Raw genomic sequence first — 13,755 nt, forward strand, 5'->3', positions numbered from 1 at the left:
CCCACCCCACCACCAGGAAAAATCCGGGACGGTTGGGAGAGGCATATGTCTAAAGTTCAGTCGAGGGAAGAGACCTCCAACAATTTCAAACCAGTGGCGTTGATGTCCATCAACTCCCCCTGAAGACCGATGACCTTGATACATTCTGGTTCGGTCTCAATGATGGTTCTCAGTCGTTGCTCACTTTCCCGCAAGTCCTCTTCCGCACGTTGACGCCGGGTTTCACGGTCAAAACTGGTCAGGGCATAGTCTATGTCCAGTGCCATTTCAAGAAGGAGTGTCTGGATACTCTCGTCGAAAGCATGAGCGGTACCGGCATACAGGGCAAAGGTTCCTATGGGTTGGCCATTACAGTGCAAGGGAATTGCGGCACAGGCTGCCAAACCATACTGGGTAGCGGTTTCCTGCCAGGGAACGGTCATGGGATCCCGTTTGAAATCCTGGCACCAGACCGCGCGATTTTCCCGAAGAGCCGTACCCACGGGCCCACGCCCCGCGGGTTTGTCTGCTTCCACGGAGATGTAGAGCGTTTCCAGATAGTCCTGTCCGGCACCAAAAGACGCAACCGGGACGATCCGTTTCGTTGCGTCATCCAGTATGCCGATCCAGGCCATTTTCAAGCCGCCGAAATTGACGATATCACGGCATACTTGTGGGAAGAGTTCGGACTCACAGGTGCAACGCACGATGGCCTGATTGCATTGACTGAGTGCTGCGTAGAGTTGTGTGAGACGCTGTAATTTCACCTCTGCAGACTTGCGTTCGCTGATATCCCGCACCGTGGCCTGGATCAAACCATTGGGCCCGGGATTCATACGGGTCAGCAGGACATCCGCAAAAAACTCGGTTCCATCGGTTCGCTTATGCATCCATTCAAAAAAATGCGCCCCCTTGTCGAGGGCCAGTTCCATCATTTCTCGCGCTTTTTCATACGAACGGCGACCATCCGGCTGAAATTCCGGGGAAACGTCAGCGGGAGAGAGCGAAATGAATTCCGCTTCATCCGCGCACCTGAACAATGCGATGGCGGCTGGATTTCCACTGAGAAAGCCTTTGTCGATGTTCAGGGTCATGATGGCATCCCGTGAGGATTCAAACAGCCGCCGGAAGGCGGCTTCGCTCTCCCGCAGGGCTTCTTCCTCGTGCTCACGACTGATGGCGATGGATGCAATATGGGTGACGGTATCCATCAGACGGAGGTGTTCATGGGTTGGAAGTTCTGGTTTGGCGTTATACAGGGCCAGGGTGCCCAGCACGCGTTTTTTTGCATCGATGATGGGGGTGGACCAATAGGCGTGAACTCCATTTTTCAACGCAATATTTCTGTGGCCTTCCCAAGAGGGATCGACGGCGATGTTTTCGATGAAGACCGGTTCCCTGGGAAGGATCTCGGTGTCGCATGAACCTGCCTGTGAACGGCTGGGCTGTCCGTCCATGGCGGTGATCAGCGGAGAGGGCAGGGGGGAAGACGCACCATGGTAGACCTGCACCCCTTCCTGATCGAGCAATAAAATGGATCCTCGCACCCCCGGAGCCCGGGATTCGAGAAACTCAATCAAGGCGCACAAGGATTCCGACAAGGGAGCCCCCGTGGCCACCATTTCCAAAATTCTTTCGGTTTCATTGGGCAGCATGTCAGATCACGTTAAAATGTTTCATGGGCAAGGTTTCCCGGATTTTTGAATGATGACAGCAAATGTGCCAGAAAGCATCAAAACACTACAGAACCTGTTAAATAATCTGGAGGGATCCGCATGGGATTTTTTTCACACTTCATGGCCGCTGTCAGCGACCACAAGACCGACACCGAGTTGCCCGCCGATGCCCGGTTGATCGACGTACGGACTCATTCCGAGTTCATTTCGGGACATATCGAAGGGGCCATCAATCTTCCGCTGGACCGGTTCAATCATGACATTCATCAGGTCATCAAGGATAAAGGTACCCCTGTGATTCTGTACTGCCGCTCAGGCGCACGCTCGGGTCACGCCCTGTCTGTCATGCACCAACTGGGTTACACCCAGGTGTTCAATGGAGGCAGCGTGGGAAGTTTGGCCTTGCGCATGAAGAAGGAGGTCAAACGAGGCGTTTGAAGGCGCCAATGTCAGCGTTGGACGCGGCACCGATACCCCTTTCGAACTGCTGGGTGCGCCGTGGATCGACGCGAACTCGACTCGCCATTCCTTGGGATAGAACTGGCCAGCACCCTCCATCAACTTTATCCGGAACAGTTCCACACGAAGGAAGTCCTGAGCATGGTAGGATCCCCTTCGTGGGTGCAGGCGATTACCGACGGGAAAGACCCGAGATCCATCGCATCTCAATGGCTGGGAGGCCTCAGGGAATTTTCCGCATTGAGGAAAAGATTTCTGCTTTATTAGAAGGGGGTTCCCTTTCCAGCCAGATTGCGGGCCACGAAATCCCAATCGATCAAGGCCCAGAACGCTTCGATATAACGGGGGCGTTCATTGCGGTAATCGATGTAATAGGCATGCTCCCAGACATCGCAGGTCAGAAGCGGAATCTGATTCCATTGCAGAGGATTTTCGGCATCGTTGCTATTGCGAATGGCCAGTTTTCCATCTTCTGTCTTGACCAGCCAGGTCCATCCTGCACCAAACTTTGTGGCGGCAGCCGTTTTGAACTGCGTGGCAAATTGGTCGAAGGAGCCAAAATCCCTGTCGATGGCGGCAGCAAGTTCTCCGGCGGGTTTGTCACTTCCCTGAGGATTGAGTCCATACCAGTAAAAGTTGTGATTCCATACCTGGGCCGCATTGTTGAAAGTCGGCCCCGTGGTTTTTTTGACCAGGTCGGACAGGGACAAACCTTCGAATTCGGTTCCCTTGATCAGTTCATTGAGTTTGTTGACATAGGTTCGATGGTGCTTGCCGTGATGATATTCCAGAGTTTCCCTGGAAATATGAGGGGCGAGTGCATCCATGGCAAAGGGCAGGGTCATGAGTTCGTGTGACACTTGAATATCTCCAGGGTTGGTTCAGGATACCCGTAGCATACATCAATTTTAGAATGGGTATAGACATTGAGAATCCCAGACGTAAATCAGGCGTCTGATGCCTCTGTCATCACTTGAGCGAGGGCCTCTACCACACGCCCGAGGTTCTGTTCGTTGAGTGCGGCAATGCAGATTCGCCCTGAGTCCACGGCATAAATAGAGAAGTCCTGACGTAGGCGCCGGACCTGCGCCAGATCCAGTCCCGAGAAGGAAAACATTCCTTGTTGTTCGGCCACGAACCCGAAATCCTGATCCGGAACGGTTTCCCTGAGACGCGAAACCAGTGCCAGGCGCATGGATCGAATGCGATTGCGCATGGCACCCAACTCATCTTCCCAGAGTTGGCGCAGGTTGGAGTCCTCCAGTACCGTGGCCACGATGGAGGCCCCATGGGTGGGCGGGTTGGAATAGTTGGTGCGGATCACGCGTTTCAACTGTGACTGGACCCGCTGGGCTTCTTCCCGACTGGCACAAATCAGGGTCAAGGCACCCACCCGTTCCCCATAGAGCGAGAAGGATTTGGAAAAGGAATTGGCCACCAGGACGGGAATATCGAGTTCTGAAAAATGTCGGACGCTGGCCGCATCCTCCTCCGTCCCCCGGGAAAATCCCTGATAGGCCAGATCAAGAAAGGGGGTCAGTCCGCGCTCGACCACCACGGCACGAATGGCTTGCCACTGCGCCGCGTTCAAATCCACGCCGCTGGGATTGTGACAACAGGCGTGAAGAACGACGATGGTGCCGCGTGGCGCACCCTCCAGAGCGTTCAGCAGTCTGGGAAAATCCACACCGTGGGTTTCCGGATCGTAATAAGGGTAAGATTTGACGGTGAATCCCGCAGCCTCGAAAAGTGCGCGATGATTCTCCCAACTGGGGTCGGAAATCCAGACTTCGGCGGCGGGATGAAACCAGCGCAGAAAATCGGCCCCCAGTTTGAGACCTCCCGTTCCCCCCAGAGACTGGACGGTAACCAGGCGACCTTCCCGGAGGACGGGCGAGTTCTCTCCAAAGACGAGGGTCTGGACCTGCCGGACATAACGCCCCAACCCCTCGATGGGCAAATAACCACGGGCGGATTTGAGGGTATTGAGCCGGTCTTCCGCCAATGCGACCGAATGCAGGAGGGGCAGTTTTCCTTGCTCATCCGTATAGACGCCTACCCCCAGATTGACCTTGTGCGGGTTGGAATCCATCTGGAAGGCCTCAGTCACGCCCAGAATGGGGTCTTTGGGAGCCAACGGAAGATGCGTCAGAAAAGAAGGAGCGGTCATGATGACAAGAGAAGAAATTAAAGGATGCATTGTAGAGGTTTTTTGCTAACCGGGGGTACAATGCCACACTCGGGGTGGTCTGGGATCCATGCCCTTGTCTTTCAGGAATTGCCAGTGCTCGTCACTTTTGAAAACAGCCCCTTTCGTCTGGTTCAACCCTTTGTCCCTGCCGGGGATCAACCCAAGGCCATCGCACAACTGACCGAGGGCGTGAATCTCGGGTTGCAATATCAAACCCTGCTGGGGGTAACCGGATCAGGCAAGACCTATACCATGGCTCAAGTCATTGCCCGCCTGGGGCGTCCTGCTCTGGTTCTGGCGCACAACAAGACCCTGGCCGCCCAACTCTATTCGGAATTTCGCGAGTTTTTTCCTGAAAACGCGGTGGAATACTTCGTTTCCTATTATGACTATTACCAACCGGAAGCATATGTTCCGGCACGGGATCTCTACATCGAGAAAGATTCCAGCATCAATGAAGCCATCGAACAAATGCGCCTGTCTGCAACCAAGTCCCTGCTGGAGCGCCCCGATTGCATCATCGTGGCCTCCGTTTCCTCCATTTATGGGATCGGTGATCTGGCCGACTACCATAAGATGGTTTTACACCTGAAGGAAGGGGAGAAAATCGATCAGCGTGCCATTGTGGGGCGTCTCGCCGTCATGCAGTACACGCGTAATGAGGTGGAATTCAAGCGCGGGGTATTTCGGGTGCGGGGAGACGTCATCGATGTGTATCCTGCAGAACACAGCGAATCAGCCCTGCGTATCACGCTGTTCGACGACGAGGTGGAACGGCTGACACTCTTCGATCCGCTCACCGGACGTCTGCAGAAACGCCTGGGGCGTTTCACCGTGTTTCCCTCCAGCCACTACGTGACCCCCCGTGATACTGTGGTACGGGCCATTGAAACCATCAAGATCGAGTTGAAGGAACGGATCGATTTTTATGCCCGGGAACAACGCCTGGTGGAATTACAGCGCATCGAGCAACGGACCCGTTTCGATCTGGAGTTGTTGAATACCCTTGGTTTCTGCAAAGGCATCGAAAATTACTCGCGGCATCTGTCGAGACGTCCGGCAGGTTCTCCTCCCCCGACCTTGATCGAATATCTCCCTTCTCATGCCTTGCTCTTCATCGATGAATCCCATACCACCCTGCCGCAGGTCGGTGGAATGTATAAGGGAGACCGGGCACGCAAGGAAAATCTGGTCAATTATGGCTTTCGTCTGCCCTCTGCCCTGGATAATCGGCCCTTGCGGTTTGACGAATTCGAGAGCCTCATGCCCCAGACCATCTTTGTGTCGGCCACGCCAGGCGCCTATGAGCAAAAACATTCGGGGCAGGTGGTCGAGCAAATCATCCGCCCCACCGGCCTGGTGGACCCACCCGTGGAAATCCGTCCAGCCCTGTCTCAAGTGGATGATCTGCTGGGTGAAATTCGCATCTCTGCGGAACGCCAGCAGCGTGTTCTGGTCACCACCCTGACCAAGCGCATGGCAGAAACCCTGACCGAATTCCTGCATGAGCAGGGCATTCGTGTTCGCTACCTGCATTCGGACATCGACACCGTGGAACGTGTGGAGATCATCCGCGACCTGCGTCAGGGAAAATTTGATGTACTGGTGGGAATCAACCTGTTGCGCGAAGGACTGGACATTCCGGAAGTGGCCCTGGTGGCCATTCTGGATGCAGACAAGGAAGGATTTCTGCGTTCGGAACGCTCCCTGATTCAAACCATCGGACGGGCTGCCCGGCACCTCGAAGGGCGAGCCATTCTCTATGCCGATCGAACCACGGATTCCATGCGGCGTGCCCTGGATGAAATGGCGCGCCGACGCAGTTTGCAGCAGGCGCACAATCAGGCGCAGGGCATTATTCCGCGCGGCGTGGCCAAACCCATCGTGGATCTTCTGGAAGGCCTCTACACGGAAATTGAGATGTCGCCCCCTCTGAAAGTGGCAGAACCGGAAAGAGGCAGCGAAGCCATGACGGAAAAACAGCGTCAGGCCTTGCTTCAGCGCCTGGAAAAAGAGATGCACGGTGCTGCCAGCCAACTGGAATTCGAAAAAGCGGCAGCTCTGCGCGATCAGATCAAGAAACTGCAGATGCTGTGGCTGGCGCTGGGTTAGGCCAGGATTTTTCCGGGGTTGAGCAGGCCCTGGGGGTCCAGAAGCATTTTTAGTTTTTTCATCAGGTCGAGGGCCACGGGGTCTTTGTAATGGACCAATTCCTGTACCTTCAACTGACCAATTCCGTGCTCTGCGCTGATACTTCCATTGAGTGTGCTGACCACATCGTGCACGATCCGGTTGACGGCCGGCGTTTGGGGAATCAGGGTACGATTGCGTTCGGGATCCGCAAAAGACAGGTTGTAATGCAGGTTGCCATCCCCCACATGACCGAAACACACCACCCGAATGCCGGGGAAAGCCGCTTCGAGATTCTTTCCGGCGCACTCGATGAATTCGGGGATCCGACTGACGGGGACACTGATGTCGTGTTTGATACTGATTCCTTCCCGTTTCTGTGCTTCGGAGATTCGTTCCCGCAAAGCCCAGAGGGCCTGGGCTTCGGCCAGACTCTGTGCCAGCACGGCATTATCCAGCAGACCTTCTTCCAGCGCCAGGACCAGGGCCTTTTCCAGTAACCCTTGCAGGGGGGCCAGGGCATCAAATTCTTCCAGTTCGATCAGAACCGACCAGGCGGGGAGAGGATCGAGGGGAGCCTGGAACTGGGGAATATGGTGCAAAACCAGGGACAGTGCGGAATGAGAGATGAGTTCGAAAGCCGAAATCCGGTCTCCACATTGGGCACGCAGAAAACGCAACAGGCCAACGGCCAGCGCGGGTGAAGGCACGGACAGCCAAGCCGTCACCCTCTGGCGGGGAAGGGGATAGAGACGCAGGACAGCACGCGTAATGATGCCCAGCGTTCCTTCTGCCCCGATGAAACATTGTTTGAGGTCGTATCCGGTATTGTCCTTGCGGAGTCCCTTCAACCCATTCCAGCAACGCCCATCCGCCAGGACCACTTCCAGACCAAGAACCTGGGAACGCATATTGCCATAGCGCAGAACCGCCGTTCCCCCCGCATTGGTGGAAATCACCCCCCCGATCTGGGCGCTTCCTTCGGAGGCCAGACTGAGAGGAAAGAGAAAACCCGCCGCCTCTGCATGTTTTTGAACCTGGGCGAGGACTGCACCGGCCTCACAGACCAAGGTCGCATTTTCCGCATCCAGTTCCAGAATCCGGTTCATGCGGGACAAACTGAGAATGATTTCCGGATGGCCAACACGGGGCGTGGCCGCACCACATTGGCTGGTATTCCCTCCTTGCGGAACGAGGGGGACGCCCGCGTTGGCACAGGCCTTGATCACATCGATGACTTGCGCCGTGGAGGCCGGTTGAACCACCCAGGGTGCGGTTCCCTGATAGCGTCCACGCCAGTCCGTATTATGGGCGGCGACGGCCAGAGGATCGGTCAGGAGTCCCGATTCCCCCAACCGTGCACGCAAGTCCGCATAAAGTGCCGAATGAACCAAACTCAATCTTCCTTCCGAGGTAGAGGGGGAGTTTCCGTGAGCAAGGACCGGACTTCCTCCTCCCACACGGTGGCGGCAGCATCACTGGGTGCACGCCAATCTCCGCGCGGCGAGAGCGACCCGCCGGACCCGATCTTGGGACCGTTGGCCAGACAGGAACGTTTGAATTGGCTGCCCTGAAAGAAACGGGTGACAAAGACTCCCAACCAGTGACGGATTTCGGCAAAGGAATAGGGGGTTTCCCCCTGTCCCCAAGTACACCAGGCCATGTAAGCCAGTCGGCGAGGAGGGGAACCGAAACGCAGCGTGTGGTACAGGAAAAAATCCTGCAATTCGTAGGGCCCTACGGTAGTCTCGCTACGCTGCATCTGTCCCGCCTGGGCAGGGATCAGTTCGGGTGAGATGTCCAGAGCCAATACTTCCTCCAGCAGGGGACCCAGCGCCGGGGTCAACAGCGCGCGTTCCCGGGCCCAGCGCAATAAATGCTGGATCAGGGTTTTGGGAACGCTGGCATTGACGTGGTAATGCGCCATGTGGTCTCCCACCCCATAGGTAGACCAACCCAGCGCCAATTCACTCAGGTCGCTGGTTCCCACCACCAGCCCGCCATGATGGTTGGCCAAACGAAAAAGATGGCTGGTCCGTTCGCCCGCTTGTACATTCTCGAAAGTGATGTCATAACGCGCTTCTCCCCGCGCATAGGGGTGATCGAGATCTTTCAACATCTGCAGGCAACTGGGTCGAATGTCGATTTCCTCTGCCGTGATCCCCAACACATTCATGAGACGGTGGGCCAGCGCCAGGGAAGCAGAGCCGGTGGCAAAGCCCGGCAGGGTATAGGCCCGCAGAGACTGACGGGGCAGTTCCAGTTGGTCCAGTGCGGCACAGCACACCAGCAGGGCGTGGGTTGAGTCCAGCCCGCCGGAAACGCCCAAGACCAGGGTTTTCAAACCAGTGGCCCGCAAACGGGTGGCCAGCCCCTGAACCTGGATGTGAAAGACTTCGGCACAGCGTTCATCCCGTTGGTCAGAGGCGCCGGGAACGTAGGGGAAGCGGGTTGGAACGGGGTGTACCGTGAGGCAGGGGCGGGGGCCTTTCAGCGGGGCCAGGTGCACGGTATCGAAGGTTTCGAGTTCCTTTTGGTGATGGGAACAGGCCTGGGCAAAGGTATTCTGGCGCATCCGTTCCTGGTGCAGACGCAACAGGTCCAGATCGGCAGTGATCAACTGATCCGTGGGCGTATAGCGGATACTTTCGGCCAGTATGTTCCCGTAGTCCACGATCAGACCGTGACCGTCCCAGGCCAGATCGGTGGTGGATTCTCCACACCCCGCCGCACTGTACAGGTATGCGCTCAGACAGCGGGCAGATTGGTTGGACACCAGTTGACGCCGGTAGTCGGCCTTACCCACCGTGGCATTGGAGGCCGAAGCATTGAGTTGGACCGTGGCACCGGCCAGCGCTGCCAGACTGGAGGGAGGAATGGGAACCCACAAGTCCTCGCAAATTTCCACCGCCAACGTCGCCAGAGGTTGATCCTCACACTGAAAAAGCAAACGGGGGCCAAAAGGAACGGGCGGATGGGACTTCCATTCCAGCCACTCGGTACGGATCGAGAGCGCAGGCGTGAACTGACGGGCCTCATAAAACTCCCGATAATTTGGCAGATAGGATTTGGGGACAATGCCGTGAATCGTCCCTCCTCCGATCAATGCCGCACAATTGAACAGATGACTGCGGTGGCGCAGAGGGAAACCCACCAGTGCAAACACCGGCAATTTCTCGCTGGCCTGGCGCACCTGCTCCAGCGCCTGGAGCGCGGATCTGAGCAAAGCCTCCTGATGAAACAAGTCGTCACAGGAATAGCCGGTCAGGCCCAGTTCTGGAAACACCACGATCCGTGCCCCCTGCGCCACGGCCCGGGACATGAGCGCCACGGTCCGCTGGGCATTGTCCAGGGGACGTGCCAGAGCCACGGTGGGGATGGCCACGGCTACCCTCAGATAATCCTGAGCGTGAAGGTCAAAAAAAGGGGGAATCGCACGCATCCTTTCAGTGTACCCCATCCTGCTGGGTTTGTTGCACAGGAGGTTCACCACTATCCCAGCCCCCTCCGAGTGCCGCAATGAGTTGGGCGGCGGCCACGAAGGCTCGTCCGCGCAGGGTGACTTCGCTGACTTGCCCGGTGAGCAAGGCAGTTTGAGTGATGACGACATTGAGATAATCCACGGTCCCTGAGCGGTATTGCTGGTCCGTCAGAACGACGGTACGCGCAGCTGCCTTGACCGCACGTTGTTGCACCACGATTTCCCGGGTCAGAATTTCCTCTGCCGCCAGATTGTCCTCGACATTCTGGAAGGCGGTCAGGACGACTTGGCGGTAGTTGGCCACGGCCTGATCAAAACCGGCACGGGCCTGATCCAGGTTGGCCAGGCGCAGTCCGGCGTCATACAGGGGCTGAAAAAGTTGAGGGCCGATCGACCAGTTTTGATTGGGCAGCGCAAAGAGGTTACTGTAAGCAGCATTCTGATACCCGTAATTCCCGGACAAGGTCAGACTGGGATAAAAGGCTGCCTGAGCCACGCCGATATTGGCACTGGCAGAGGCGGCCTGACGTTCGGCCACGGCGATGTCCGGACGGCGCTCCAATAGAACCGACGGAATGGTCAAAGGGGGTTTGGGATAGCCATCGCCCAGCGGCAGTGAAGGAAGCCTGAACTCTGAAGGAACTTTTCCTATCAACACGGCAATGGCGTGTTCCATCTGACTGCGCTGAACTTCCACGTCGATAAGTTGAGCCCTGGCCGTTTCCAGTTGATTTTCGGCGAGAAGAACATCCGTATCCGCAGCCACCCCGAATTTTTTACGGTTGAGGGTCAGATCCAGAGATTTCTGATAAGCCTTGACCGCCTCTGTCAGGAGGGCCGATTCGGCATCATCGGTGCGTAGTTGGAAATAGTCCACCGCCAACAGACTTTGCAAACTCAGCAACGTAGCGGCCACCTGGTTGGCATCGGCCTGCGCAGAGGCCTGGTTGGCTTCGATGCTCCGCCGCACCGAGCCCCACAGATCCGGTACCCAGTTGGCTTGCAGGGCCGCCATGTCGTTGTTGTAAATCAAACCATTGCCCAGAACCACCCCATTGGCCGAAGCCCGGTTACGGGATTCGGCTGCAAACAGGCCCAGCGTGGGAAACAACCCGGCTTGAGTACTGCGCACCAATGCCTGGGACTGGCGCCAGGCCGCTTCCTGTTGGGCCACCGTCTGGTTGGCCTGGGCTACCTGAACCTCCAGTTGATCCAGAGTGGCGTCCTGAAACAGGGTCCACCAGCGCGCAGGAATGGGCGTCCCCTGCGTGGAGGCGACTTTCCAGCCCGCTGGCACCCGGAAACTACTGGCCGTGGGCGAGGTGGGTTTGACGTAATCGGGACCCACTTCGCACCCGGACAGTACCAGGATCAAAAAGGGAGCCAAGGAAGGCAGCGGCCAGAACCATCGATATGTATTTCTCATACCTCACTCGCGGCGGAATTGACCGGGATGACGCGTTTCCAGGCAAAACGTTTTCCCCAGCGCTGGCGAAAACGATCCAGATACAGGTAGACCACAGGAGTGGTATACAGGGTCAGTAACTGACTCAAGGCCAACCCGCCCAGAATGGCCACCCCCAGGGGTCGACGTAATTCTCCACCGCTTCCCCAGTCGAGGGCAAGAGGTAGAGCACCGAACATGGCGGCCAGAGTGGTCATCAGAATGGGACGAAACCGTTTGACGCATGCCTTCAGGATGGCGTCTTCCGGAGACAGTCCTTCGTTCCGTTCGGCCTGCAGGGCGAAGTCGATCATCAGGATGGCATTTTTCTTGACGATTCCGATCAGCAGGATGACACCGATCAGGGTCATCAGGTTGAACTCCTGCCCCGTGATCAGCAAAGCCACGACCACGCCGACTCCGGCAGAGGGCAGGGTGGAAAGGATGGTCAGGGGGTGAATCAAACTTTCATAGAGAATTCCCAGCACGATATAGACCACCACCAGTGCGCCCAGGATCAGAAGGGGCTCATTGGACAGGGAGTCCTTGAATACTTTGGCGGTTCCTTCAAAAGAACCCTGAATGGAAGGCGGAACGCCCAACTGCTTGAAAGTCTGATGGATGGCATCCGTGGCTTGACCAAGGGAAACCCCGGGAGGAAGATTGAAGGTGATGGTGGTGGCAGGAAATTGTCCCTGATGATTGACGGTCAGGGAATCATTGCCCGGACGAATCTTGACGATGGCTGCCAACGGCACCATGGCACCGTCCGCAGCGTAGATATAGGTTTGTTCGAGCATGGCAGGGGATTGCCAAAAGGGGGGGGCCGCCTCCATCACCACCCGGTATTGGTTGAGCGGGTTGTAGATGGTCGAAATGATCCGCTGTCCATAGAGGTCATTGAGGACCTGATCCAGCGAACGCGGATCAACCCCCATTCGGGCCGCCGTATCCCGGTCGATTTCGAGCCAGGCTTCCAGACCCAATTCCTGCTGGTCACTGTTGACATCAGCCAATTCGGGTAATTTGGCCAATGCAATGCGGATCCGTCGTGACCATGTCCGTAATTCCTCCAGATGATTGCCTTGAAGAGTGTACTGATACTGGGCATTGCTCACGCGTCCACCAAAGCGCAGATCCTGGATGGGTTGAAAGTAGAGGCTGGCCCCGGTCACCGCCTTCAATCTGGTGCGCAGGCGGGCAATGACTTCATCTGAGGTGGCATGGCGTACCCCTTCCGGCTTCAGAACCACGAAAACGTTACCGGCATTGCGCGCTTCGCCTCCGGTAAAACCGATGACATCCTGGGCATCCGGATCACTTTTGCAGATCCGGATGAAGCGTGTCATTTTGTCGCGCATGGCCTGAAAGGAAATATTTTGATCGGCCTGAACCCGGCCGATCAGGCGCCCCGTATCCTGTTGCGGCATGAACCCCTTGGGGACAATGGAAAAGAGATAAAAATTCAGACCAATGGTCAGGAACAACAAAAACAGAACCAGACGTTTATGGTGAAGTGCGGTATCCAGAGTACGTTGATACCCTTTTTCGAGGCGCTGGAACAGCCAGACTCCCCACTGTAAACGACGCTGCCAGGAGGAAGAGGGGGCTTTTGCCCGTTGCAACCAGCGGCCGCACAGCATGGGTGTGGTGGTAAGCGAGACCACCAGTGAGACCAACACGGCCGTGGACAGAACCACGGCAAATTCACGAAACATGCGTCCCACCAAACCGCCCATCAGGAGCAGGGGGATGAATACGGCCACCAGGGAAACACTCATGGACACAACGGTAAAGGCCACTTCCCTGGCACCGATCAGAGCGGCCTGCAGGGGAGGAAGTCCACGCTCGATATGGCGGGTGATATTCTCCAGCATGACGATGGCGTCATCCACCACAAACCCCGTGGCGACTGTCAGGGCCATGAGAGAAAGATTATCCAGGCTGTAGTGTCCCAGATAGAGGATACCAAAGGTTCCGATCAGGGAAACCGGAATGGCGATACTGGGTATGAGCGCCGCACGTACCTCCCCCAGAAACAGGAATACCACCAGAATCACCAGTACCGTGGCAATCACCAGAGAACGTTCCACGTCATGTAACGAGGCGCGGATGGATGGAGTTCGATCCATGACCACCTTGAGATCGATGGAAGTCGGGATGGAGGCTTGCAGGCGCGGCAGGATGGCGCGAATACGATCCACCGTTTCGATGATGTTGGCACTGGGTTGACGACTGACGATGAGCAGGATGGCACGTTGCCCGTTGGCCAGCCCGAGCGTGCGCAGATCCTGAACGCTGTCCTCCACTTCGGCAATGTCCTGTAAACGGATCGGATTTCCATGGCGATAGGCCAGAATGAGGGGACGATATTCTTTGGCCGTCTTTGCCTGAT

9 protein-coding genes and 1 pseudogene are annotated in these 13,755 nt (G+C 56.6%); 3 read left to right on the forward strand and 7 right to left on the reverse strand.

All coding sequences use genetic code 11. The features are described 5' to 3' along the window. Positions 1 to 56: 56 nt before the first annotated feature. Entirely contained in the window at positions 57 to 1,634 is a 1,578-nt protein-coding gene (locus M6F29_RS09920; RefSeq protein ID WP_298159233.1) for a GAF domain-containing protein, read from the reverse strand. A 120-nt stretch (positions 1,635 to 1,754) separates the two neighbouring features. Between M6F29_RS09920 and M6F29_RS09925 the strand changes: the two genes are divergently transcribed. Both M6F29_RS09925 and M6F29_RS12375 read left to right on the forward strand, forming a co-directional pair. Continuing rightward, positions 1,755 to 2,093 (forward strand): rhodanese-like domain-containing protein, encoded by a 339-nt coding sequence (locus M6F29_RS09925; protein ID WP_298159236.1) that lies wholly within the window; start codon positions 1,755 to 1,757, stop codon positions 2,091 to 2,093. 49 nt (positions 2,094 to 2,142) lie between these two features. Then, positions 2,143 to 2,381 (forward strand): annotated as a pseudogene (locus M6F29_RS12375) (hypothetical protein). On the opposite strand, the gene M6F29_RS09930 reads toward M6F29_RS12375, so the two are convergent. Together M6F29_RS09930 and M6F29_RS09935 are read right to left on the reverse strand one after the other, a co-directional pair. After that, on the reverse strand, positions 2,378 to 2,974 hold the full coding sequence (locus M6F29_RS09930; RefSeq protein ID WP_297456343.1) for a superoxide dismutase: 597 nt from the start codon (positions 2,972 to 2,974) through the stop codon (positions 2,378 to 2,380). The pseudogene M6F29_RS12375 and the gene M6F29_RS09930 sit on opposite strands and share 4 nt — an antisense overlap. 86 nt (positions 2,975 to 3,060) lie before the next feature. After that, a complete protein-coding gene (locus M6F29_RS09935) occupies positions 3,061 to 4,284 on the reverse strand; it encodes an amino acid aminotransferase (protein ID WP_298159238.1) in 1,224 nt (407 codons plus the stop codon). A 114-nt stretch (positions 4,285 to 4,398) separates the two neighbouring features. Here M6F29_RS09935 and uvrB point away from each other — a divergent pair, with 114 nt between their 5' ends. Further along, complete coding sequence (uvrB, locus tag M6F29_RS09940) at positions 4,399 to 6,417, forward strand: excinuclease ABC subunit UvrB (protein ID WP_298159241.1); 2,019 nt, start codon at positions 4,399 to 4,401, stop codon at positions 6,415 to 6,417. Here uvrB and M6F29_RS09945 read toward each other — a convergent pair. The 4 genes from M6F29_RS09945 to M6F29_RS09960 all read right to left on the reverse strand — a co-directional run. Further along, entirely contained in the window at positions 6,414 to 7,835 is a 1,422-nt protein-coding gene (locus M6F29_RS09945; RefSeq protein ID WP_298159244.1) for an FAD-binding oxidoreductase, read from the reverse strand. The genes uvrB and M6F29_RS09945 overlap by 4 nt on opposite strands. Beyond that, positions 7,832 to 9,877, reverse strand: coding sequence for an NAD(+) synthase (locus M6F29_RS09950; protein ID WP_298159247.1), 2,046 nt, complete (start codon positions 9,875 to 9,877; stop codon positions 7,832 to 7,834). The genes M6F29_RS09945 and M6F29_RS09950 overlap by 4 nt, the downstream gene beginning before the upstream one ends. Before the next feature lie 4 nt (positions 9,878 to 9,881). Next, positions 9,882 to 11,342, reverse strand: a complete 1,461-nt coding sequence (locus M6F29_RS09955) for an efflux transporter outer membrane subunit (RefSeq protein WP_298159250.1) — start codon at positions 11,340 to 11,342, stop codon at positions 9,882 to 9,884. Next, the coding region (locus tag M6F29_RS09960; protein WP_298159252.1) for an efflux RND transporter permease subunit at positions 11,339 to 13,755 on the reverse strand (2,417 nt) is incomplete at its 5' end. The genes M6F29_RS09960 and M6F29_RS09955, both read right to left, overlap by 4 nt.

Origin of the sequence: Ferrovum sp., assembly GCF_027317285.1 — a bacterium.
Classification (GTDB): Bacteria; Pseudomonadota; Gammaproteobacteria; order Burkholderiales; family Ferrovaceae; genus Ferrovum.

Bases quoted from the DNA above. Each gene is read 5' to 3' on its own strand.
- M6F29_RS09925 (WP_298159236.1), top strand. From the start codon at position 1,755: ATGGGATTTTTTTCACACTTCATGGCCGCTGTCAGCGACCACAAGACC.
- M6F29_RS09950 (WP_298159247.1), bottom strand. From the start codon at position 9,877: ATGCGTGCGATTCCCCCTTTTTTTGACCTTCACGCTCAGGATTATCTG.
- M6F29_RS09935 (WP_298159238.1), bottom strand. From the start codon at position 4,284: ATGACCGCTCCTTCTTTTCTGACGCATCTTCCGTTGGCTCCCAAAGAC.
- M6F29_RS09920 (WP_298159233.1), bottom strand. From the start codon at position 1,634: ATGCTGCCCAATGAAACCGAAAGAATTTTGGAAATGGTGGCCACGGGG.
- M6F29_RS09955 (WP_298159250.1), bottom strand. From the start codon at position 11,342: ATGAGAAATACATATCGATGGTTCTGGCCGCTGCCTTCCTTGGCTCCC.